Below are 25,115 nucleotides of genomic sequence, written 5' to 3' on the forward strand. Positions count from 1 at the left end.
TTTAGAGTTGATTTAACAGGTACGACATGTCTACGATAAAAGATATTGCTAAAATGGCAGGGGTCTCTCACGGTACTGTTTCTAATGTACTTAATGGGCGAGGAAATGTTAGCGTAAAAAAAATCAAATTGGTTGAAGATGCGGCGCAAAAGTTGGGTTACCGGCTCAATGCGCAAGCTAAAATTTTGAAAGAAGGATTTGCTAAAACTATTTCGATTGTGTTGCCTAATATTACCTCTGAGCAATATCATTGTCTGTATGAGCGATTATTTAGTGATTTGGTTGCGCAAGGCTATGAGCTTACACTCTATATTACTCGTGATGCGAAAGAGCGTGAGCTACAATTTATTCAGAAAATTGCAACTAAGCGAGATTCAGCAGTGATTGTCGTGTCCTGCTTAGACAGTGCTGAATCTTATTACCAAATGCTGCAAACACCTAAAAATAAAATTATTTTTGTCTATCGTAAACCGGCTTGTGCAGAGCAGTTTATTTCGCTTGATTTTGAGCAAGCTGGTCGTGATATTGCTGATGCCGTTATGACAAAGCAGTATCATCGTATTGGACTATTTAGTAATTCGATTAAAAATGCGCATTCTTATGCATTAAAACAAGGATTATTAAACCGCTTTGATGAGCTTAAATATGCTGTGCAACTGTATCATGCTGAATCAGTTCCATCCGATGGCACTTATAATCTTGCTTTTTCGTTTTTCAATCAGCCTAATGAACCATTCGAAGTGATTATTACCAGTGATATCGAACGGGCTCATTATGTGAGAAGCGCTAACTATTTTGGTCATCAAGCGAAATGCCCACCTATCTATACGTTATCTAATGAGGGATTTCGTTACGATGATAATTTTTATCAGTACCATATGAATTATGGCTTGTTGAGTCAAAATATCGTTAATTTAGTTGAGGGTGACGAGCTGATAGCAGTTAAAAATAAAGGCTATTTCTTTTTTGCAGATAATTTTGATCATCAGCCTATAACCACACCATGCAAAACGCTTAAGTTATTGATTTTACCTAGTCCTTCTACTGAAGCGCTGCGTAAATTATTGCCTCATTTCAAGAAAAAAAGCGGCATTGATGTCACATTAGACGTTCGGTCATTTGATGAGATGTACTGCCTATTTGATGAACTTGATCAACATCCTGATGTTGATATTATCCGTATAGACATGGCCAGTTTACCTTGGTTCGCACCGTCAATTTTACGACCATTAAAGCAATTAAATCTTGATTTGACCAAATTATTAAACCATTACGCTAAGCAAGTGACCGAACGTTTTACTTATCTTAATGGTGAAGCGTATGCAGTGCCTTTTGATCCCAGTATTCAAATGTTATTTTATCGGCAAGATTTATTTGATGATCCGTTGATAAAACGGCAGTATTTTGAAAAATATCGGCGTAATTTAGACGTACCAACGGACTTTGAGCAATTTACGCAAATTAGTGAGTTTTTTAACCGGCAACATAATGTCGATTCGCCGATTGAATTTGGCGGTGGGATTACTTTAGGTAATACCGAAATTATCGCATCGGAGTTTTTGTTGCGTTATTATGCCAATGGCGGCCAATTAATCGAGCATGATCAAATCGTATTAGATAAATCAATTGCGATGAAAACATTAGTGGAATTAGCTAAATTTATGAGTTCTGCTCATCATTTAGAGGCAGCGTGGTGGCAAGCCTCCGTTGAACAATTCGAGCGGGGTGACTTAGCGATGCTGATTATTTATATGAATTTGTTCTCGTATATTTCAACCAAAAATATTCTGCCATTAATTGGTTGTGCACCAGTGCCAGGTAATCGTCCTCTATTTGGTGGTGGATCGTTAGGTATGTCGCGTTATAGTGATAAAATCACTGAGGTGAGTCAGTTCTTTGATTGGATTTTTTCTAAGGAAATTAGTGAGCAAATTGCTTTACTCGGTGGTTCAGTTGCACAAGATTGCCTGTTTCAAAATCAAAAAATTATGCATCATTACCCATGGTTTAATTTAGTGCAGCAAAATTATGTTCATGGTGTACGTGAAAATCAACTTAACAATGGGCAATCGATTAATTTGCGTCAAGTTGAACGTATTATTGGTGAACATATTACGCTATGGTTAACGGCCAAATGTGATAGTGAATTAATTATTGATTACCTTAATCATGAATTAAAACGGCAATTATCATCAATTTGCTCATAGCTATGTAGTGAGTTTATCAGTGAGTAAAGTACTACATATCAAAACAACATTCTTATTGCATTGTTAATGGTTAAATTAAGGGTAAATGGGCTATTTTATAAGCAATTATTCGCTTGATAAGCCTCCCATATCGCTATAAAGTATTGTAAAATCTTTATATTACTTAGAAATATCATATTGTTCGATTATTCGGTATTAGTATTTTGTGATACGGTATCAATCAAATAGAATATTTCGATTTAAGAATTTATTCATTATTAAACTTAAAAGGAGTAAGCAATGTCTAGTAAAAACACTTTGACAACCGCTAATGGTGCGCCAATTGCAGATAATCAAAATTCTCGAACAGCTGGCGCTCGTGGCCCTGTGCTGCTTGATGATTATCAGTTAGTTGAAAAATTAGCCCATTTTAATCGAGAAAATATTCCTGAACGACGCGTACATGCTAAAGGTTCTGCCGCGTATGGCACGTTCACTGTTACGAATGATATTACAAAGTACTCTTATGCTAGCGTTTTTGCCCACATTGGTAAACAAACACCAATGTTAATTCGTTTTTCAACCGTAGGTGGTGAACGTGGTTCATCGGATACGGCGCGCGATCCACGCGGATTTGCAGTTAAATTTTATACCGATCAAGGCAATTGGGATATTGTTGGTAACAATACGCCGGTCTTTTTTATCCGTGATGCACTTAAATTCCCCGATTTTATTCACACTCAAAAACGTGATCCTAAAACCAATCTAAAAAGCCCGCAAATGATGTGGGACTTTTGGTCATTATCACCAGAATCGTTGCACCAAGTAACGATATTATTCTCTGATCGCGGCATTCCCGATGGTTATCGTCATATGCATGGTTATGGTAGCCACACATATAGCGTGATCAATGCTGATGGTCAACGCTTCTGGGTGAAGTGGCATTTTAGAACCGAGCAAGGGATTAAAAATATTCACCCTGATCAGGCAGCCAAGCTTGATGGCGGTAACCCAGATTCGGCGCAAGAAGACTTATTTAATGCGATTAAAACCGGCAATTTTCCAAAATGGCGCCTATTTATGCAGGTGATGACCGAGGAACAAGCAAATCAGCATGCAGAAAATCCATTTGATGTGACTAAAGTCTGGTCACAAAAAACCTTTCCGTTAATTGAAGTTGGTGTTGTAGAGCTAAATCGCAATCCTGAGAACTATTTTTCTGAAGTTGAGCAAGCGGCATTTGCGCCAAGTAATGTGGTACCTGGTGTTGGTTTATCTCCAGATAAAATGTTACAAGGCCGCGTGTTTGCTTATGCCGATGCGCAGCGTTACCGTATTGGTACTAATTATCAGCAGCTACCAGTTAACGCGCCAAAATGCCCGTATCACAATTATCAGCGCGATGGCGCGATGCGTTTTACGAGTGAAGGTGCACCGAACTATGAGCCTAATAGTATTGAGAGTGCACCAAAACAGCAACCTCAATATGCAGAGCCAGCATTACATTTCGGTGATGTGACAGCCGATCGCCATAATCACCGCGTTGACGAGGATTATTATTCTCAGCCGCGCGCTTTGTTTAACTTAATGAAAGATGACCAAAAACAGTTGCTAATTGATAATATTACTGCATCAATGAAAACGGTGTCTAAAGATGTACAAATTAGGCAATTAAAGCATTTTTATCGTGTTGCTGCGCCTTACGGTGAAGGTATTGCTAAAGCGCTTGGTATTGACGTTAATCTCATCAAGTCATAACTACTGCTGACAGACCAACCACACTTGCAGTTTAAGTGTGGTTTTTTTATGGCTATCAAATATAAAAATACCGATTTAAGTGATAGCGTGGCGATGTTTTTGCGGCAAGTGACGGCGGGATTTTTCTACACGGTACACTTTGTCATCGCTTTATTGTTAAGGCGTTATCTTAGCTACATTTGGCATCAATAGCTCGGTGTGATAAACTTTGCGCAAACTTGAATAAATAGGGTTTGTTATGATTAATTCTGCGATTGATTACGTTTCAATTGGCCAGCGTTTAAAAGCGCATCGCATTGCGGCTTCACTTAAGGCTGAAGATATTGCAAAAAATTTAAAAATTTCTCGGGCAGCGGTGTATCGACTTGAAAAAGGCGAGATTGTTAAAATTGAAACACTCGATCGTTTAGCGTCGTTACTCAATACTTCGGTGAGTAGTTTACTTGGTGTTGATGTTGAGTATTATGCCAGTGGCGATGGTTTTTTTGAACGTATGCGCCAGTTAGAAGAAAAATCCACTAAAATTTATTCTCATTTTGATCCCTTCTCGTTCTTACTGACATCCAATGATTATTTGCACCATTTATCGACCATGTTAGCTGAAGCGAATATGCCGCAAAATGAACAGAAAATTTCGACAACGCTCGCTATTCTCAAGGAGCGTAAAGGCAATTTTCGTACTCATTATCCGCAATTTATGAACTTAATTGGTTTGCAAAACATTGAACGTTTTTTGCATTTAGGTTTAGTCGGTAATTTGAATATTTCACCTAGCAAAAAAATGGAGCGTTGCTTATTAGCACGCAAAGAAGTTGTACACCTGATTGAATTGCTGGAAAGCCAGGGCGATAATCTTGAAATCGCCATTACGCAAGAGAGTTTACCATCATTAACCTTCCAAATCTTTTATCAGCAGCAGGAACCATTAGCACTGGCAATGAGTCCGTTTAGACTCGGTGAACTGCCCAATGTGTGCAGCGGCATTGCGTCGATTACTTCGTCAAACGATGCCATTAAGCATTATCAAATTTTATTCGATAGGTTGTGGCAGAGCAGTGCTAAAAATAAACACGCAATTGATTTATTGAAAAAGACTCTGGAACGCTATTAATTGTAAAATTATGATTGAGTTATCAAGGCATTCTTTTTAAAATGCCTATTCATTAACCCTTAATTAAAAAGAGTATATCCATGTCAGATATTCACAATAAGCTCACTTTGCAGCCAGTCAAACGGTTTGCTGGAACGATTAATTTACCGGGCTCAAAAAGCGTTTCAAATCGAGCATTATTATTGGCGGCATTATCACAGGGCGTGACACGTTTAACTAATCTGCTCGACAGTGATGATGTGCGATATATGTTAGATGCACTATCCGCATTAGGCGTTAAATACCAATTATCAGACGATCGTACTATTTGTGATATTCACGGCGTCAATGGGCCACTGCTTGCCGATAAACCGCTAGAGTTATATTTAGGCAATGCGGGAACCGCGATGCGGCCACTGACTGCTGCGCTATGTTTAGGACACAATAATATTATTTTGACCGGTGAACCACGTATGAAAGAGCGACCAATCAAGCATTTGATTGATGCGCTGTGTCAGGGTGGGGCAAAAATTGATTATCTTGAAAATACCGGCTACCCACCATTGCATCTGCATGGTGGCTTTGTGGGCGGCAAAATCTCAGTTGATGGCTCGGTATCAAGTCAATTTTTGACGGCGTTACTGATGGCTGCGCCGCTAGCACCACAAGACACTGAAATCACCATTATCGGCGACTTGGTATCTAAACCTTATATTGATATTACCATTAAGATGATGGCGACGTTTGGTGTATATGTTGAGAATAATCATTATCAAACATTTACTATTAAAGCCGGCCAATCTTATGTTTCGCCTAAGCAGTATCTCGTTGAAGGTGATGCCTCTTCGGCGTCGTACTTTTTAGCTGCTGCGGCCATCAAAGGCGGCACGGTTCGTGTGACGGGCATTGGTAAACATAGCCTGCAAGGTGATACGCAGTTTGCTCATGTGTTAGAGAAAATGGGGGCAAAAATCACCATGGCTGACGATTATATCGAGTGCTGTCGTGGCGAACTTAATGGCATCGATATGGACATGAATCATATTCCCGATGCGGCAATGACAATTGCCACTACTGCGCTATTTGCCAAGGGACCAACTACCATTCGTAATATTTACAACTGGCGAGTTAAAGAGACCGATCGATTAGCAGCGATGGCGACAGAATTACGCAAAGTTGGCGCAGAGGTTGATGAAGGCCATGATTATATTACCATTACTCCGCCAGCAGTATTACGGCACGCTGAGATTGAAACCTATAATGATCATCGCATTGCGATGTGCTTTTCATTAGTGGCGTTATCTGATACGCCGGTGACTATTTTAGATCCAAAGTGCACGACTAAAACGTTCCCGACCTATTTCAGTCAGTTTGCTAAAATGAGTGCTTAATGGCAATTCAGGTGGCAATATTGCCACCTGCGTGTTGAGGTGTGCTTTTAGCAAAATCGTTTAATTAAGCCTTGAATAGCCGCTTTGGTTGGCTTTAAATAGTCGATTGATACAAACTCATCGGGTTGGTGAGCTTGTTCAATTGAGCCCGGACCAAGTACGATGGTTGGCGAGATTTGGTTTAAAAAGGGTGCTTCAGTACTATAATTGACCGTTTGCGCGCGTTGATTAAGTAATTTTTCTACTTCCTGTAAAGCGGGCTCTTCTTTGTTACATTCATAACCCGCAATGGGATCTACTTCGTTTTCAACTTGAATACGATTTGGGTAACGCTCCATAATCGGTTTTAGCGCCTGACATACCACTTCATATAATGAATTGGCGTTCATTTCTGGTAAAACGCGAATATCGAGTAGTAATTCACAGCAGCCACAAATTCGATTGGCTGAGTCACCGCCTTTAATCATACCTAAATTCATGGTTGGATAGGGCACAGCAAAACCCTCATTGTGGTATTCGTCTTTGAGTTTTTGTTTTAGTTCTAATAATTTAGTTATCACTAAGTGCATAACTTCAATAGCATTAATGCCTTTTTCTGGGTCGCTTGAATGACCTGACTTACCGATAACTCGAATCACATTCGCGGTAAAGCCTTTATGAGCACGAATGGGAATTAACGATGTGGGTTCGCCAATAATGGTACAATCGGGTTGCAATTTTGCATTTTGAGCAAAATAGGCGGCGCCGGCCATAGTAATTTCTTCATCTGCGGTCGCTAAAATATGCAGTGGTTTTGTTAATGCTTTTAAATCAATATCACGAAGCGCATCTAAAATAAACGCGAAGAAACCTTTCATATCGGCAGTACCAAGGCCATACCATTTATTATTTTCTTCTGTAATTTTAAATGGATTTTTAGTCCATTGCCCGTCATCAAACGGCACGGTGTCTGAGTGGCCACTGAACAATAAACCACCTTGAGTTTGATTGCTATCGTTAGTATACGTCGCTAATAAATTATATTTGTTACGGGTATTGGGTACGGCGACCACGCTGATGCTAAAACCTAACTCCACAAACCATTGTGCCAGCTTATCAATCAACTCTTTATTGGGGCAGTCGATTTTTTCATTGGTCACACTACTAATTGTCGCAATAGCAATCAGCTCGTTATACATTTGTATAAAAGAAGGAAGGCTCATCGTGTATTCTCATTATTTGCTAGGATTAGGTAATACCAATATCATACAATAAAATGATATTACCCGCATATGATTATGTTGCTAGAGAGTTGAATCTTGTTGTTTTTTCAATGTTCGCGCTAAAATGGCCGAATACAGTGGCTGACTATTTAAGGCTTGAGCAATAAAGGTTGAAGCCAGACAGGTAATAATCATCGGAATAATGAGTTGATAGTTACTGGTCATTTCGATGACTAACACGATCCCAGTTAATGGCGCTCTGATGGTCGAGGCAAATAAACCACTCATACCAATAATGGCAAAAGCACCGAGTTCAATTTGATACTCAGGGAATGACGATTGCATGAGTGTGCCAAAAATCAGTCCTGCTGCGGTGCCTAACGCCAGCGTTGGTGAAAAAATGCCACCCGGCGCACCAGAGCTAAAACACATCACGGTCAACATAAATCGTAATATAAAAATATAGCATAAGGTATTAAACAGATAATGACCGGCAATTGCTGGCGGCACAAAGGCAAAACCACTGCCGGTAATGGTTGGCACGACTAACGTTAGTAGGCCAAATAGGGCGCCAATGGCGGTACCGGTAAAAATAAAATAATATTTGCCTTTTTGATAAAACTTTTGAAAGTAGGTTTGACTCACCAAAATCGTCTGATTAAACAGCACACCAGCTAATCCCAGGATTACACCAAATACGATATAAATCCAAAGTGACTCAAGCGGTGCGGCATGAAAGGTTCCAATTTGGAATAAAGCGCTTGGACTCATCAATATTTGATACATCAAGCATGCCATGATAACGCCAACACCAACGGCTTTAATTGAGGTGTTACTAAAGCGGAATTGTTCCCTCATCTCTTCAATAATAAAAATAATACCGGCGAGTGGAGCGTTAAAAGCAACTGTGATCCCAGCTGCCGCACCAGTTGAGATAAAAATATGACGATAATCATCTTTTTTCATTCGAAAAAGATCAAACACCATCTTCCCAACATTACCACCAATTTGCACAGTTGGACCTTCACGGCCTAATATCATACCTGAACCCAATGCACCAAGCCCGCTTAAAAATTTTACTGGCAAAACACGTCGCCAGCGAACAGGGCGTTTATTTTCTAGCGCACCTTCAATTTCGGGAATACCTGATCCTCCTGATTCTGGAGCATAACGCTTAACTAAAAAATAAGCCAAGCTCGCCATTAAAGCGGATAAAACAACGGATATTAATAAATTGAGATAAAAAGATGAAAAAAACGCTAAACTGACAGTGGTACGATAAGTCCCAATCCAGTTGACCGCATATTGAAAAGCAACACCGATAATACCCGTTAACGTTCCTATTAAAGCCGCAAAAATTAACACTATAAAAGGTACTCTATCTTGCAGAGTTTGAATTTTATGCAACAAGATTACACGTTTTTTTAGTTTGACATACTCAGCATGATTCATAAGGATCGTACAGGTTATTTTTAATATTAAAAATTTTAAACCTTTTTTTAAAAGATGAAAAGGCGTAAATAAAATTGATTTGAAGAATAAACTTGCTTATCGTACCGACAGATAAATCAAAAAATAATGTTGCTAGAGGAATGGATGTTAGTATAGCCAAGTAAAAACTCCCGATGATTGGCATGTATCAGGAGTCTGATTTTTTTGATCTTATCTTATTTGATTGGGCATTTATAAACTTCACCAGTCATTATTATATCGGTTGGGGCAACTTCTGATATATATTTTGCTGTGGCATCTTGTGCATTATAAATTGTATTCCCGCCCATACTTGCGGCATTATTGAGTAAATCAGCAGCGGCATCTTTGATCAGTTCACGGTTGGTTTTAGTGCCCGCAAAAAACGTACCTCGGCGGCCTTCTGCTTTACCGATATATTGGCAATCAGTGGCTGGTTTAATATCAATAAATTTGACTTGTTGCCCTGCCTGAGTAAGCTGATATTGAGAGGTTCCCGTGCAGCCATTAAGTAATAATACTGTTGTTGAGGTGGCGACAACAACTAAAAGCGCTTTTTTTATCGACATATCATCGTTTCCTTTATGGGTAAGTATAACTGATACATTATAGTAGCAATTTAATCAAAGAAAAAGAATCCAATTCAACGTTGAATATCATCTATTTTTTCACATCAGCATAAATTTAGTTGAAGTTTTAATCAATCTGATAAGGTTTTTATAATAAAATCTAGCAAAAAGTGATTAATTTTATTATAATCGCAAACCTTATCAAAGGACGTATTCAAAATGGCCCCTTAGCTCAGTTGGTCAGAGCAGTCGACTCATAATCGATTGGTCACTGGTTCAAGTCCAGTAGGGGCCACCATTTAAGCTATCAATACATTCATTCGAACAACTCATCAAGTTAAATAAACTCGGCTAAAATGGCTTATTTTAAATTTTGTTATCCACTATTTCCTGATTACAACGTAATCCATTTCGCTTTAGATGATTTTTCAAAATATGATTACGCTTTATTTAATGAAATACCTGTTATCAAGATTATCTACAATATGCCCATGCCCATGAGTATTGTTAATACTCTGAGCTAATCTAGTGACTTTTCGTCAATTGGATGATCGGTAATTGAAAAACAGATGCAAAGATAGATCAATTACATTGTTTACTGTATCGAGATCATGTAAGGTGGTTTGCAAAAGTTACACAAACTAAAAGTATTCATGCATTTTTAATTAAAAATGCCTCAAAAGGAAATTTTATAATGAAAATATATTTAGTCTCCCTAGCCACTTTAGTGGTAATCCTATTAAATGGATGTGCAGTGCAAAACGATAAAACTAAAATTCACGGGCTTGGATTGACCTACAGCTCGAATGTACAACAACTCAGTAACGGAGATTATTTCACTGAGGTTGAAGCATCGTTAGCATCAGGGCGTATTACCACCGCTGTTGAATTGGCGAATAAAAATGCCGTTGAGTTTTGCAAAGAACAAAACAAAACAATGGAACAAGTGATAAGTGAAACCAACTCCCATTTACTTGTTAATGGAACCGCTCGACTCACATTTCGATGTCTATGACTCTAGTTGTTGCATTATAGCTTCGCAAGAGTAATATTGAATGATTTGTCATCTATTATCAATCGCTATGAGTGTACTTTAGTTTACATTAATATCTTTGGTAAACTTTAGTTTATTTTTTGGTTGACCTTTGGGACGGATAATGGTATAATTATTCCACAGTCAGAAATTGTATATAACCACCTTATTGGTGGTTTTTTTATACACAAATACCGATAATCGATATGGATTAATCCAAACGGTTTAATATTGTTTTTGCTGCTTTAAAATGTGTATAAATTTTCCATCCAAATAAAGCCTGAATGCATTCATTGATTCAGGCTTTTTTATTAGAAATGATAATAAAGGATATTGCATATGTTGGATTTAAGAACGGTCTTTCAGCGGTTAAAGGAGCAAGTTGAGGGTTATGAATATGTTGGTGATGCACTTGATTTAGCTAATGTGCAAAAAACACAATATTTAGATAAAACGGCGGTGTATCTTGAGGTAAAAAGTATCAGAGCATCAACCGATAGCGATAAGCAGCTTGTAATGCTTAAAGGCAAAACGCGGCAATCTGTTGTGATGACTTTTGCTGTAACGATTGTGGCTAAAAATCATCGCTACCAATCTGCGCCAATATCAAGTGATTTGGAGTCAGTACTGCCACAAATTCGTCAGGCGCTTATTGGCTGGCATCCAACGCTTTTTGCTACGACTTCATGTCAGCTTTTATCGGGTGAGATGCAATGTTATAACGAGCAATTACAAATTTGGCAAGATGTTTATCAAGTTGGTTTTGCCATTGGTTCTAATCGATAACTTGTTCATATTAAAAGTATAGCTGCTGGTCAGCAAAGGCGTTAAGACGATTTTAGGTAGGAAAAAACAGCTTATCTAATTAGGTTAAAATTTAAAATTATATAAGGAGAAAGCGAAATGTCTCAATTATTTTCATTCCAAGGGCGGATTTTATTAGGCGAACGTTTAGAAAATGGTAAACCAGGTAAGCTTGAATGGGTCGGTAACGCACCGTCTTGCACATTATCTATTGCCACGGAAAATGCAGAAAAAATAGAAAGTTTTAGTGGCCAGCGTTTACCTTATGGTCGTATACAAACCAGTAAAAAAGCAACCATTAAATTAAATTTGGATGAAATTTTACCGACTAATTTAGTTCAAGGGCTCTATTCTACTCAGGTTAAAACTGAGGGGGGAGCGATTACTTCAGAGCTACTGCCAGCTGGCTTAGAATCAGGGGATATTATCCGTTTAGATAATCCTTTTATTGATGAAGAATCTTTAATTATCAAAGATAGCGCAGCTAATCCCATTACTGTTGATAAAACCAAGTTCATTGTTGAATCTGTCAGTGCGGGTTTACTTAAAATTGTGAATACTGCAGGCTTAGTGCAACCTTTAAAAGCTTCTTATCATTTCACTAAACGTTCAGCATTCACCATCTTGAGCCAAACACCGCCTGAGCGCTATTTTGTATTAGATGGCGTTAATACAGAAAACAATCAACCGATTGTCTTGAGCTTATATCGTGTTCGATTTGATCCTGCAGAAAGTTTGGATTTAATTAACAGCGAATATGGTTCTCTATCATTAAGCGGTAGCGCACTATTAGATACCGTTAATGTTAATGATCCTGCTTTAGGTGGTTTTGGTAAATTAGAGCTGAAGGCAGCTTAATATGGCAACGAAAGTTGAGCAAAATAAAACTGCACAAGTACAACAGTCAGAACTTACCGAGTTAAGCATACTATTTCCAGATAGTCGTATGACAATCTCGGGAAGGGACATTGTGGTTAGGGAGCTACGCTTTGCTGAGCAGTTACGTTGGCAAGCGACCTTAAATGACATTGCGCGCAGTTTTGATGAAATGAATGTACATAACATCAATTTTTTTGAAGAAGGATTAACTGTTCTAGGCAATCATGCAGATAAATTGCTTGATATTGTCGCTTTTTGTTGTGATCAGCCAAGAGATTGGATTGAGTCCCTTCCGGCATCACAAGGAGAAGAGCTGCTGATTACTTGGTGGACTGTCAATAATAGTTTTTTTGTCCGTCGCCTACTGCGCCAAAATATCATGAAGAAAATATCGCAAACAGCAGTAGGCAATCAACAACTCGGTGGGGGCGAATTTTCGCAGTCCTTATCAGAGCCGGTCATACAAGAGAATCCATAGTTAATTATACCTTCAGACAAATTACGCTGTTTTATCAGGAAGCCAATTTGCTTGATAACCAATTGCAAGCTCGTCATATGCTTGCCGTTAATAAAGGGCTTGCCGGCGGTAAAGAAGCAGAGGAACAGTTAAAAATGTTATGGACTGATTGATCTCATCGATGTTGATGGGATTCGTCACTTTATATTCATCCCGCACCAATAAAAATAGCGGTACGGGATGAATTATTATTAGGATACGAAAATGGCACTTAATTTAGACAAAATTAATAACGCTATCGGTGAATTAGATGAGGCAAAAAAACAGTTTTTGTCATTCAATGCAGAGATTGCCAAAACAACCAATGAGCTTGGTAATGCCGGTTCTAAAACGGCCGCCATAGCTGAGCTACAAATAGCTTCCATCGATAAAGTATTACAAAAAATTCAAGTAGCAAAACGTCAAGTTTCAGGTGCGATCGATGCGGCGATCAGTGAAAATTTTCCCTCATCAGAGGTCGAAAAAAACCTCAATATCGCAAAACAACTAGAACGACTTCGATTCCAGTTTGTATCTGCAGCGGATGCAGATGGCATTAAGGGGATGAGTGAATTAAGTGAAGTTAACAAACTGCAAACTTATCAAGCCAAGATCGCTGAAATTAATAGTAAGTTAGCTGCAGAGTCACAGACGTTATCACAGCAAAAAAATGCTAATTTATTAACTGAATTTGCTTATAAACAAAAACTTGCTGCGCTACACAAACAAACTTCTGAGCAGTTGCAAGAACAGATTAGTCAATTAGAAGATTTTCAAACTCACACATCAGCTCAAGTCAAACAGTCAGCTCAAAGCACAATTGAGAGTACTCGTCTTACGCAGGGAGTTAACGAAGCCCAAGGTGAAGGTATCACTGACGCTATAACCAGAAGTTCGATAAATAGTGGTCTTAACCAGAATCTTGGCAAAGTATTTTCTGGCGAGATGACATTTGCTGATATGAGCAAAACCATTTTTGCTGATATTCAACAAAATTTAATGCAAGAAATGATGAAAAATATTGCTGAGATTATGACGCAGATGTCGATGAATTTAATGCAAATGGTTTCAGAACCCTTTAAAAAAGGTTTGAGCAGTGTTTTTGACTCATTATTTAGCAATCCTGATTCCATGTTAGGTGGACTGAGTAATAGCATACAAGGGTTAGTTGGGCAGGTTAACGGATTATTTGGTGGGTTTTTCAGTCAATTATTTAAAGGCACGGGTGGTAGCTTTTCGTCTATGTTCAGTAGTGATGGGCTATCTGGATTACTCTCGCTAGTGAATACTTTTTTTCTCGCTGATGGCGGAGTGGTGCGTGGTCCCGGTAATGAAACAAGTGACTCGATTCCAGCTTGGTTATCTGACGGCGAATTTGTTACTCGTGCTGCGGTTGTTAAACAGCCCGGGATGTTGCCATTTTTACATGATGTTAATACACGTGGATTTTTGGCGGTGAATGATTATGCCAGACGAGTTCGTCACGCAACAGGAGGCATTGCTGGAACTCCAGCTGCTTTAACTAGTCCATCACTTGGTAATGTGAGCTTAAGTGAAGGAACAAGCAAAGCAACAACAGTTGAAAACGCGGTTAATTTACATGTTTATGATGATCCTCAGCGAATTATTAATTCATCATTTTCCGATGGCGGAATGGAAAGTTATTACTTGAAAATTGAACGTAATCCCCAACGATTAAAATCGATTTTAGGAGTATAAAAGTGGCTTTTTTAATAGGAACAGTAGACGATAGTAATGGCCAATGGGCGCATTATAATTTATTACAAACAATACATGATTTTGCCACTAAAAATGGTTGGCAAGCGATCTTATACGATACATCAAAAGCTAACAGAGAATTGATTTTGAAGGGCCTCGGTTATAGTGGTAAGGAGAATATTTATCTCTGTTTTTATACTTATCAAAACGCTAATAGTGATTATTATAATTTAGCCGTTGGTACGGCATTAGGCTATGTACCGAGTAATAACATCCTGACTCAGCCGAATGTGACTTATTCTGGTGTGCCAATGCATAATCGCCGTATTGAGTATTGGCTCAGCTTGACACCGCAAAGGCTTGCTGGTGCTTTTAAAGTGGGAACACCTGTTTATGAGTCATTTTATGTCGGCAAGTTTTTATCCTATTCGTTACCTAATCAATATCCATTACCACTAGTTTGTGCCGGAATGTTAAATGGTGCTGAGAATGTAAGGTTCAGTGATACTAAACATACAATACCTTATAAAAGTGGTTATGATTACAATAATAACAAGTACTTAAAAATTTTTTTTAATGATGGTAATTGGATTACTCCTCAAGTATGGCCTTGGAATAATACTGAGGGGTTAACTGGAAGTGATAAACACTTAAGACCAATCAATAATACTTATGCTTTATTAGAAACCCGCCTAATGGATGGAAATGGGATATATGGTGAGTTGGAAGGCATTTATCATATTACCGGATTTGATAATACTGTTGAAAACACAATTATCATCGATGATATCAAATACGTTGTTATTCAAGATGTCGCACGTACAGGACCCAATGATTATTATGCATTAAAGTTGGAGGCTTAACCGATGGCTTATTATACAGGAATCGCGCAAACGCCTGAAGTTTTATTATCGGCTTTACATAATGCGTGTCTCGATAATGGATGGAGTCTTAATAACAATATACTGAGTAAGAACGGATGTTATGTGAAAACTTATGTTAATGGCGTAACAATTGTTATTCAAGGAGCTATAGATAACATTTTTGGTATTTGCTCTGGTACGGCTTCTTATTGTGCTGTCGCAACGGATATTAGTTATCCTTTAACATATCATGTGCATGTACATGATCTTGAAGTCTATTCTTTTATTAATTTTAATGTAGATCGCTACAGTTATCTCTCATTTGGTCAAAGCCCGATTGGTGGTATTCCTGGTACAGGTAATTGGATATCAGGAACGTGTGATGGTAGATCGCGTATTTCTGATACCTCACTTGCGTATCAAGATGATTTTTGTCATATGATGTTTAGCCAACGTGAAAATAACCGGATTTCAACGTCTTCTTTTTTTCATCATGGAATTGATGGTCAGTGGTCTGGCACTGGTAAAAATGAGGTAAATTCAAAAGCCGTAGCGACGCTTGAATGTTATCCAGCGATGAGTTATCAACCAAACAAATGGAATGGTGAAGCGATACTAATTCCAATAAGGCCTGTTATTTATCGACCCCAGCAGCGCAGAACGATTGTTGGTCAATTACGGCATGCATTTTATATCCGTATTGATAATTATGAACCTCTACAAATAATCAGTATTGGTAACAGAAAATATAAAATCTACCCTTGGATTCGCAAAAATACAGAAAATCGTAGCTTTTCTGGCTCTGCTCAGACCTCTACATTAATACATAGCGGAACTTATGGAGTGGCTGTGAGTTATGACGGAGATTAAACTATGGTATCAATTTATGGCTATCAACTGATTTCTCCAATAGGCGGAATTGCTAATTCTCATTTATCACCTGAATTGCTAAGTTTAACTCATACGTGGTTTCCTTATAATCAAGCAAAGGCTAGTATGGCTCTGTTTGATCGGATAAATCATGGCATGGGCGATGCATTATCTCGTCATATAAAGGGATTTAATACATTGTCTTATAAGGACCTCTTTTACAATCAAGTTCATATTCAACCCAATACGATTGATCTTGGTAATATAGTGAGCTCACAAGAGTTTGATACTTATGTTTGGAATGCGCATTTTAAGCCAAAACAATTAAATGCAATCGATGGTGTAAGTGATGGAGTCAGGTTGGGTGATAAAACGGCGCCTTATTGCTTTGGTCCCTTAGAAGAACAGCATTATAAAATAACGATCACTCCTGAAGGGCCAACTATCATTGACGATAACATCATCTGGTGCTTTGATATTGAAAACCCGTTACTTCATTTAACCGGCAATCGCGTTGTCGCTTTTAGCTTTATGCCGAATTGGGATAGTCCTATTGTGGAGCAATTAGAGTGGTCAACGGATGTGATGACTAGTGAAACTGGCGTTGAGCAGCGTAGCGCGTTATATGCCGCGCCGCGCCGTTATTTAACCGCAAATTTCTATGTTGATAGTTGTAATCGCCAGTTATTACATAATATGTCAAGTTGGTTTGGCCATAATTGGGCGGTACCTATTTGGCCTTATGTGCAATTTACGCAACAAGCTATTGCAATTGGAACGCAGAAAATTTATTGCGATACGGTTAACGTTGATTTTCAAGTGGGAGGATTAGCCTTTTTATGGATGAATCCTATTACGTATGAAATTGCTGAAATTATGGCAATTAATCATGATAATATCCAAGTAAAAAGGCCGATATTAAATGATTGGCCAATTGGCACTAGGATCTATCCAGCTATCTCTGCCAGGTTTTCTAACAGCCCTCGTTTTAATCGCAAGACGGATGATTTTCAAGACGTTAGTATTGAGTTTAGAGCAGCAGCTGTCAGCGAATATCGCGCTCAAGCACCAGATGCAATTTATAAAGGTTATCCTGTATTTGATTTATTACCTGATGAAAGTGAAGATTTGACGGGTGAGTACCTACAATTGTTATCGGTTTTGGATAATAAAATGGCATTGCCACGTGTAACGGATATTGCTAAAAATCGTTTCTATTTACAAGGTTATCGTTGGCTCGGGCTTGGGCGTGAAGAACGATCGCATCTCAAATCATTACTTTATTATCTAAACGGTCAACAACGGCCGATCTGGTTACCCACTCACGCACAAGATTTAACGGTGGTCAAAATGATTACTGCTAGTGAACCGGTGCTGACTATTCAAAATTGTGGTTATAGCCGCTTTGCCAGTAAGGATAGTGATAAAAAATATCTTTACATCAAATTAACTGATGGTTCGATATTTTATCGGCAAATTATTAGTAGTTGTAGTCATGGTGAACTTGAAAGCTTATCGCTTGATATACCGCTAAACCGTCAGATTAAGCCAGAACAAATTTTGCGTATTAGCTATATGCGATTATGTCGTTTAAATAGTGATAGCGTTGATATCAAACATTTGACTGATTCGCAAGGTTTAGCAAGTTGTGAATTGATCTTTAGGAGGGTGTTAGATAATGAACTTTAATGATGTTGAAAAGTCTTTGGATGGTCGTCAACCGATTAGGTTATATGAGTTTTCTCGGGGCATTTTTAAATATGCGTACAATAGTAGTGCCATCAATATTACCTATAATAATCAGCTTTTTAAAGCTTTAATTGGCGGTATTTCAGATAGCGGAATTATTCGTTCAGATGGGGGAACTAGTGATTCACTGACAATTACCTGCCCACCTGATATTGAAGTTGCTAAGCTGTTTGCAAATGTAGCACCAAGTAAAAAAGTAACGCTAAAAATTTATAATTCTCATTTAGGTTTATCAACCGCAGAACCCGTATGGCTAGGTGACGTTGTCAGTGTTAATTTCGCTGCTTTTGATATGGTTAAAATATCAGCAATTCCAACTGAAAGTGCCAGTAATAAATTAGGGGCGACACTAACTTATAGCCGGCAGTGCAATGCGGTGCTATATGATCAGCAATGTCAGGTCAATAAAGAACATTATAAAAAAACAGACACGATTACTCGCATCGACTTAACAACAATTGACGTGACTGAGGCTGCAAATATGCCTGATGGATGGTTTACGGGTGGCTTTATCGAGTTTAGCATCGGCAATGGTGAATATGATATGCGAGCGATTGAAACTCATATTGGAACAAAATTGATCATCTTAGGTGGCACAGCAGGATTAAAGCACAATATGGTGATTAATTTTTACCCTGGTTGTGATTTAGCTAAGCCAACGTGTAAAACAAAGTTTAATAACTTACTTAATATGAGAGCAACGCCTTATCTAAAAGATAGCTCTCCTTTTGATGGTAATCCTGTCGGGTGGTGAGGTCATTATGGAATTTTTAATTATGGCGGCAATATCGATGGCAATTTCATTGGTTTCATCGCTGTTAATGCCAAATAAAACGCAAAAACCCAAACCGCAAACTTTCAATGATGAATCTTTTCCTAAAGTGCAAGATGGCGCAACTAAAGTCATTGTGTTTGGTCAAGTTGAATTATCCGACTGGCAAGTCGAGTGGAGCGGTAATTTTAGAACGTCAGCGATTAAAACAAAGGGAGGCGGTAAAAAATGATCATTACGATCCAAGATTTAAGAACCGTCCCTGCTTGGAATGGCAGACCGGGCTATTGTGCGAGTAGTAGTCGAGCTTTTTTTAAGCAATATAATCTCGATTGGGATGCTTTTGTTCATCAAGGTATTGAGGCTGAGGCTCTACTTGCGACAGGTAATGCTTTGGCGATCCATTTGGTTGAGTATGTTAAAGAACAACATTCTTCCTATTCTATTAAACAGTTAGAAAATGCGGTAGAGGAGTTTGATCATGGGCGGTAAGTCTAAAAAAGTCACGGTAGGTTATTGGTATTATGCTACGCTTAAAGCGGGTATAGCCTTAAAATTAGATGAAATTTTTCAAATTAAAGTAAGTGATAAAGTTGCATTTAATGGCCGTATAAAAAAAACTCAAGGTAACCAATCTGTTTATATTAATCATCCAGGACTATTTGGCGGTGAAAAGTCAGAGGGGGGGATTCAAGGGAGTTTAGAGGTTCGTTGGGGGGGTAATAATCAACAGCCTAGTGGCATACTACAACGGTTATTAGGGAGTGATATTCCTGCAGATAGGGGATATGTATCGACTGTTTATGATGGTAAGTTAACAGCTCTAAACCCTTATCCAAAAGCTTGGACTTATGATGTTAGGCGCTATACTTCACCATTTTATCCTGAAAAATCATTGATTTTATTGGCTGATGGTAATATTTATGCAATGAATCCAGCTCATATGCTATGGGAAAGTTATACCGATATCGATTGGGGAAGTGGCTTATCTACCGCCGCAATAGATGAGCTTGCATTTAAAAAAGCTGCAGATACACTTTATGATGAAGGATTTGGGCTATGTTTAGCATGGAAAGTGAGTGATGAGCTAAAAACATTCCGGCAGCAAGTATGCGATCATATTGGTGCAAAAGTATTTACTTCGCGTAATGGGTTAATTAGTATTAAATTGATACGTGATGACTATAATGTCGATAATTTGCCTATATTTGATGAAAATTCGGGTCTATTAAAATTAGATTATGATTCGCTTAACAATGTAACAGTGCCGTCTAAAGTTGTTGTCACTTATAAAGATGCAGTAACATTTAAAGAGCGTCCAGCAATGGCTGTTAATTTAGCGGTGGTGCAAAGTCAAGGGGGGCAGTCTGTTCAGCCGATGGATTTTAAGGGATTACCGACCGGTGAATTAGCTGATCGTGTGGCTCATCGAGAGCTCAAAATTCGTACTAGTGGCTTAAAACGCTATAATCTATCATTTGATCGTCGTGCATTTGATTTAGACATTGGTGATCCATTCATATTACGTTCCGTTGAACGCAATATCAATTCAATCCTTCGTGTTGAACGGACAGAAGAAAATTTTTTAACTGACGGTACGATAAAAATTGCCGCTATCCAAGATTTATATGGTTTACCTAAGGCGTCAATAAATACTATCCCTGCTATTGAAAAAACGGATCCAGATAATATCCCGGTTATTATTGAACAGTATAGAATTATTGAAGCACCTTATCGAGAGTTAGCGGGGTTAATTGACCCCGCTAATCTTGAGTTATTAGATCGAACGAGTTGCTATTTCTTTGTTATTGCTGCGAGTCCGAAAGGAACGTGCCGTAATTATAATTTGGCATCTCGTGTAAAAGGAAGTATTCATTACACATTGACAGATTCTGTTGGTGATTGGTGCCCAACAGCGATAACCGAGAATGATTTAGGTTATCTTGATAAAACGGTGTCCATAACGAATGGTATTTTACTAGAAGATGTTGAAAAAGGTATGGCGGCAATAATTAATGATGAAATCGTGCGTATTGATGATATTGATATTGCCAATAATCGATTAACCATTTCCAGAGGGTGTGTCGATACCGTGCCACACAAACATTCTGCTAATAGTATAATCTGGTTTTATGATGGATTTGAAGCAAGTGATACCATCGAGTATAACTCGAATTTGGATATTGAATTTAAACTTCTAAGTAATACCAGCATGGGGCAGTTAGAACAGTCAAAAGCGCCAACCCAACTATTAAAAAGCGTTGGTAGGCAGGCTAGGCCTTATCCACCGGGTAATTTTAAAATTAATGGCATTGCTTATCCTAAGCAGATTAATTCATCGATATTGAATATTTCATGGGCGAGTCGAAACCGTTTATTACAAGCCGATAAACTTATTGATACGACATTTGGTCATACCGATACAAATGTAGATCTCAATACATCAACGGCTTATAACTTAACCATTTTAGATAAAAATAATCATATTTTACATTCAGCCAACAATATTCATAATACATCTTATTCTTGGATTAATACAACTTCATCGCCAGTAAAGGTATTTCTTAAACTTGAAAACAATCTGCTTGATGAGGCTGGAGCAATATGGACAAATAATGGTTGTACGTTTGTAACTGATTTAGAATTATCTTCTAAAGGCTCCCTGAAAATTGGGGAAAATAGTTATTTATCAACATCTAATGTATCAAATTTCGAAATAGGTAATCGAGATTTTACGATTGAGTTTTCGATTAAACCTGAAAAAATGGGGGAACAAGATCAAGTTATTTTCGATTTTTTCAATGGCTATTCATCTAATGGTTCAAAAGTAACGTGGCAAGTTGTGATAACAAGCTCAGGTGCTTTATCATTATGGATTAGCAATATTGGTTACTCGTTCAGTAGTCCATCAACTATTTTTGAGGCAGGTAAGTGTTACCATGTTGCTATGAGTCGAACCGATAATATGTTGAAATTTTTTATTAATGGAAAAAATGTTATGACGAAGGTATGCTCATTTTTTCTTGCCACAATGACGCCAACCATTGGACTAGGCACGCAATTAAATAAATCATCTTCGTATCCATACGTTGGTTTAATCAATTTTGTTATTTTTACCGTTGGTATTGGTAAATATATTCAAGATTATCAGATTGTTAATGTTAGCCCAACTTTTGATAATCAGCCGACAGAATCTGAAATGACTATCGAACTTGAGGCGGTTTGTGATGGGTTAACAAGTTATCAAAAACATCGCCATTTAGTTAACGTTATGGGCTAATGAGCGATCTTTTCCATCGTAAATAAGGTTAATCTGTGTGATTGCATATCAGCATAATCATCATTTTAGTTATCTAAATGAGTTAGTTTTTTAGGTAATCGTTTGCTTTGTCATTTAAAAAATGGTAGCTTGTTAAGGTTAACAAAACGTACATTTTAGTAACAATGTACATTGTATCTTTTTTTGTCATAGGTCTTAGTTGGGCTTTTTGTATCAATCATATTGCGAAATAGATTTACAACCCGAAGTTGACTGAAAGCTGTTCATATATGTGTTTCAATTACTGTTAAATAGACTTAATAATTAATCCATTTAGTTTACTAGTTCTTTTAGTATTTATATTTACTATTGAAAAATGAAAAACAGAGATGTTAGTTATGAAGAAAAATAATTACAGAACTTCTTTTACTGAACGAAATGATATGACTATGCATTTTGATTATGGCGTAACTGATTGTCAAAATCAGCTTATTATAATCAGGGGTATTCGTGTAGCCAATATGGTTGAAATCATCGTCTCAGAATTTAAAAATTATTGATTTATTAAATAAGTAAGATGTAGAAATTTCTATTTTGTACTATTACTCGCAGTATTAGGAGTCAACGTATAACAATTTATTTTGGGAACGCGTTGTCTTGGAGTGAGGTTTATAGTGCTATTTTGATGTGAATTTATCCTTTTTGTCTATTGTTATTAATGTATTCATGTCGCTATAAGCTGAGTGTTATCGATAATATTTAAGGTTTATAGCGTTAAATATAGTTTGCATTTATTTTCAGCTTTAACGCTGTTAATTGCATAATCACTAAAAAACATTGAAAGGTATATATTATGTCTAGCAAAAATATCTACGAAATGCAAGATCCTCAAACTCAATTTTTTCATGATAAATTTCCTAAACAACCACAGTCACCACCAGGAATTCAATCGGAAATGCAGCCAATTCCTGACTGTGGCGAGACAAGCTATCGGGGATCAAATAAATTGGCTGGGCGTAAAGCGCTAGTGACTGGTGGTGACTCGGGAATAGGTCGAGCTGCTGCTATTGCTTATGCAAGAGAAGGTGCTGATGTTGCTATCAATTATTTACCTGCTGAGGAAAGCGACGCGAAAGAAGTTGCTAAAATAATTGAAGCAGAAGGGCGCAAAGCCGTTCTCATACCAGGTGATCTTAGTGATGAGTCATTCAATAAAATCATGGTTGAAACGGCTCATCAAAAACTTGGTGGATTAGATATTTTAGCCTTGGTTGCAGGTAAACAGCAGGCGGTGGATGATATTTTAAATCTCACAACTGAACAGATATCGAAAACGTTTGCGATTAATGTATTTTCTTTATTTTGGACGGTAAAAGCTGCGTTACCTTATCTTCCTAAAGGCGCCACAATTATTACTACCTCATCAATACAAGCTTACCAGCCCAGCTCTATATTATTGGATTATGCTTCAACCAAATCAGCCATTATTGCTTTTAGTCGAGCATTAGCCAAACAAATATCATCCAAAGGCATTCGTGTTAACACAATAGCACCAGGACCTGTATGGACGCCACTGCAAGTTTGTGGGGGGCAGCCACAAGCGGCAATTCCTGAGTTTGGTATGAGTACACCTCTTGCGCGATGTGGACAGCCAGTTGAATTATCCAGTTTGTATGTTTACTTAGCATCACAAGAGTCTAGCTATATTACTGCTGAGGTTTTTGGCGTCACTGGCGGCGCACATTGTGCATAATAAAGTATCAGTAATAAGCGGTTATAAAATAATACCCAACAGGATAAAGATAGGCTGAAGTCTATTGATTTAATATTATTTAGTTGGATATTACCCATTGTTTCATGTTCGAGAAGAGCGTTAATTTTCAGGGAATCTTTTAAAATATTATCTATTTTTTAAAGATCAATTATTTAAATATTTATGGAGGAGATGATTATGGTAGTTGAGTGTAAAAAAATATCTTGGGGAAGCATCATTGCAGGGCTTTTTACTGTAATAGCCGTATCAATGCTATTATCGTTATTAGGCGCTAGTATGGGATTGGCAATGATTGAGCCTAAATCAAATGATCCTTTTAGCGGGATTGGTACTGCATTTATCATATGGACCGTTATCTCATTTATTATTAGCTTATTTCTAGGTGGATATGTTGCAGGGAGATTAGCGGCTAATACTGGGTTGATCCATGGCTTTTTAGTTTGGGCAACAACACTTGTTGTGTATTCTATCTTTTCAGCGGTGCTTGGTATTGGAATGGCAAAAATGGCGGGGAGTGTAATTAGTACTACTGGCTCAGCGGTTGGAAATATTGCATCAAATACGGGATCGATTATTGGACATAGTGCTAATCGTGCCGGCGATGCAATCAAGGATATTTTTTCAAATGTTGAAATTAATACCGATATCAATAAAATCGATGTAAAAGACAATATCAATACTGTACTTAAACAGACAGGTATTGATACTTTACAACCTGATTATCTACAAAATCAATTAACTCAATCGTCAAAAGATATCCATAATGCAGTTAAAAGCATTGCGATGAATCCAAATGATGCTGATCAGATTCTTTCCAACTTAGATAAACAACTAAAAAAACGTGTTGATAATCTAACTGCTGATACAAACAAAGATTCAATCATTGAAGCAATTGAAAAAAATACTGATATGAATAAGCAAGAAGCAACAAAAGTCGTGGATAATTATCTGACTGCGAGAAAAAATATTCAAGACACTGTAAAAAATCGATTAAATGATGCTGAGCAAGCACTTGAAAAAGCGAAAACAGACTATAATCAATTAAAAGAACAAGCAAAAGAAAAAGCGGACCAAATTGCTTCTCAAACAGCTAAATTAACGCTTTGGGCCTTCTTTGCATTCTTACTTGGTGCGGTATTGAGTGCTTTTGGCGGTTGTTTAGGTGTGCGTCACTCTTCGTGTCTGTTAAAGTAACTATATATTTGTATTTCATGTGATAGGATTTGATTAA

At 37.7% G+C, this 25,115-nt stretch carries 22 protein-coding genes and 1 tRNA gene; 20 read left to right on the forward strand and 3 right to left on the reverse strand.

Annotated elements, in window-relative coordinates:
* The first annotated feature begins 26 nt into the window (after positions 1-26).
* The 5 genes from DES39_RS01710 (at position 27) to aroA (ending at position 6,425) form a co-directional block, all read left to right on the forward strand.
* A complete protein-coding gene (locus tag DES39_RS01710; RefSeq protein ID WP_121144043.1) occupies positions 27-2,207 on the forward strand; it encodes an extracellular solute-binding protein in 2,181 nt (726 codons plus the stop codon).
* A gap of 279 nt (positions 2,208-2,486) precedes the next feature.
* Positions 2,487-3,944, forward strand: a complete 1,458-nt coding sequence (locus DES39_RS01715; protein ID WP_121144044.1) for a catalase — start codon at positions 2,487-2,489, stop codon at positions 3,942-3,944.
* A 48-nt stretch (positions 3,945-3,992) separates the two neighbouring features.
* Positions 3,993-4,136 (forward strand): hypothetical protein, encoded by a 144-nt coding sequence (locus DES39_RS10900; RefSeq protein WP_170143307.1) that lies wholly within the window; start codon positions 3,993-3,995, stop codon positions 4,134-4,136.
* Between the two features lie 46 nt (positions 4,137-4,182).
* On the forward strand, positions 4,183-5,055 hold the full coding sequence (locus DES39_RS01720) for a helix-turn-helix domain-containing protein (protein ID WP_121144045.1): 873 nt from the start codon (positions 4,183-4,185) through the stop codon (positions 5,053-5,055).
* A gap of 80 nt (positions 5,056-5,135) precedes the next feature.
* Positions 5,136-6,425, forward strand: a complete 1,290-nt coding sequence (gene aroA, locus DES39_RS01725; protein WP_121144046.1) for a 3-phosphoshikimate 1-carboxyvinyltransferase — start codon at positions 5,136-5,138, stop codon at positions 6,423-6,425.
* 47 nt (positions 6,426-6,472) lie between these two features.
* Here aroA and argE read toward each other — a convergent pair whose 3' ends face one another.
* The 3 genes from argE to DES39_RS01740 form a co-directional block, all read right to left on the reverse strand.
* Positions 6,473-7,627 carry an acetylornithine deacetylase gene (gene argE, locus DES39_RS01730; RefSeq protein ID WP_121144047.1) on the reverse strand — a complete coding sequence of 385 codons (1,155 nt, stop codon included), beginning with the start codon at positions 7,625-7,627 and terminating at the stop codon, positions 6,473-6,475.
* Positions 7,628-7,708: 81 nt separating this feature from the next.
* Positions 7,709-9,079 (reverse strand): H(+)/Cl(-) exchange transporter ClcA, encoded by a 1,371-nt coding sequence (gene clcA, locus DES39_RS01735; protein WP_121144048.1) that lies wholly within the window; start codon positions 9,077-9,079, stop codon positions 7,709-7,711.
* Between the two features lie 215 nt (positions 9,080-9,294).
* Complete coding sequence (locus DES39_RS01740) at positions 9,295-9,666, reverse strand: DUF4156 domain-containing protein (RefSeq protein ID WP_121144049.1); 372 nt, start codon at positions 9,664-9,666, stop codon at positions 9,295-9,297.
* A gap of 221 nt (positions 9,667-9,887) precedes the next feature.
* Here DES39_RS01740 and DES39_RS01745 point away from each other — a divergent pair.
* The 15 genes from DES39_RS01745 (at position 9,888) to DES39_RS01815 (ending at position 25,078) form a co-directional block, all read left to right on the forward strand.
* A tRNA-Ile gene (locus DES39_RS01745) sits at positions 9,888-9,964 on the forward strand.
* Positions 9,965-10,360: 396 nt separating this feature from the next.
* Positions 10,361-10,681, forward strand: a complete 321-nt coding sequence (locus DES39_RS01750) for a hypothetical protein (protein WP_121144050.1) — start codon at positions 10,361-10,363, stop codon at positions 10,679-10,681.
* Positions 10,682-11,038: 357 nt separating this feature from the next.
* Positions 11,039-11,485, forward strand: coding sequence for a phage tail terminator protein (locus tag DES39_RS01755; protein WP_121144051.1), 447 nt, complete (start codon positions 11,039-11,041; stop codon positions 11,483-11,485).
* A 117-nt stretch (positions 11,486-11,602) separates the two neighbouring features.
* Positions 11,603-12,361 carry a phage tail tube protein gene (locus tag DES39_RS01760; protein WP_121144052.1) on the forward strand — a complete coding sequence of 253 codons (759 nt, stop codon included), beginning with the start codon at positions 11,603-11,605 and terminating at the stop codon, positions 12,359-12,361.
* Position 12,362: 1 nt separating this feature from the next.
* On the forward strand, positions 12,363-12,860 hold the full coding sequence (locus DES39_RS01765; protein ID WP_121144053.1) for a DUF6631 family protein: 498 nt from the start codon (positions 12,363-12,365) through the stop codon (positions 12,858-12,860).
* Between the two features lie 243 nt (positions 12,861-13,103).
* Complete coding sequence (locus DES39_RS01770) at positions 13,104-14,597, forward strand: hypothetical protein (protein WP_121144054.1); 1,494 nt, start codon at positions 13,104-13,106, stop codon at positions 14,595-14,597.
* 2 nt (positions 14,598-14,599) lie between these two features.
* Positions 14,600-15,460 (forward strand): hypothetical protein, encoded by an 861-nt coding sequence (locus DES39_RS01775; RefSeq protein WP_121144055.1) that lies wholly within the window; start codon positions 14,600-14,602, stop codon positions 15,458-15,460.
* A 3-nt stretch (positions 15,461-15,463) separates the two neighbouring features.
* Positions 15,464-16,330 carry a hypothetical protein gene (locus tag DES39_RS01780; protein ID WP_121144056.1) on the forward strand — a complete coding sequence of 289 codons (867 nt, stop codon included), beginning with the start codon at positions 15,464-15,466 and terminating at the stop codon, positions 16,328-16,330.
* Between the two features lie 3 nt (positions 16,331-16,333).
* Entirely contained in the window at positions 16,334-18,019 is a 1,686-nt protein-coding gene (locus DES39_RS01785; RefSeq protein WP_121144057.1) for a hypothetical protein, read from the forward strand.
* On the forward strand, positions 18,009-18,833 hold the full coding sequence (locus tag DES39_RS01790; protein ID WP_121144058.1) for a phage BR0599 family protein: 825 nt from the start codon (positions 18,009-18,011) through the stop codon (positions 18,831-18,833). The genes DES39_RS01785 and DES39_RS01790 overlap by 11 nt, the downstream gene beginning before the upstream one ends.
* A 7-nt stretch (positions 18,834-18,840) precedes the next feature.
* Positions 18,841-19,083, forward strand: coding sequence for a hypothetical protein (locus DES39_RS01795; RefSeq protein WP_121144059.1), 243 nt, complete (start codon positions 18,841-18,843; stop codon positions 19,081-19,083).
* A complete protein-coding gene (locus DES39_RS01800; protein WP_211324583.1) occupies positions 19,080-19,343 on the forward strand; it encodes a hypothetical protein in 264 nt (87 codons plus the stop codon). The genes DES39_RS01795 and DES39_RS01800 overlap by 4 nt, the downstream gene beginning before the upstream one ends.
* Positions 19,333-22,131: a LamG-like jellyroll fold domain-containing protein gene (locus DES39_RS01805; RefSeq protein ID WP_121144060.1), complete on the forward strand. Its 2,799-nt coding sequence runs from the start codon at positions 19,333-19,335 to the stop codon at positions 22,129-22,131. The genes DES39_RS01800 and DES39_RS01805 overlap by 11 nt, the downstream gene beginning before the upstream one ends.
* A gap of 832 nt (positions 22,132-22,963) precedes the next feature.
* The gene (locus tag DES39_RS01810) at positions 22,964-23,863 is read left to right on the forward strand and encodes an SDR family oxidoreductase (protein ID WP_121144061.1); all 900 of its coding nucleotides are present in this window, start codon (positions 22,964-22,966) and stop codon (positions 23,861-23,863) included.
* A gap of 198 nt (positions 23,864-24,061) precedes the next feature.
* Entirely contained in the window at positions 24,062-25,078 is a 1,017-nt protein-coding gene (locus DES39_RS01815) for a CAP-Gly protein (RefSeq protein WP_121144062.1), read from the forward strand.
* The last annotated feature ends 37 nt before the right edge of the window (positions 25,079-25,115 follow it).

The sequence above is a fragment of the Orbus hercynius genome (genome assembly GCF_003634275.1).
GTDB classification, from domain to species: domain Bacteria; phylum Pseudomonadota; class Gammaproteobacteria; order Enterobacterales; family Orbaceae; genus Orbus; species Orbus hercynius.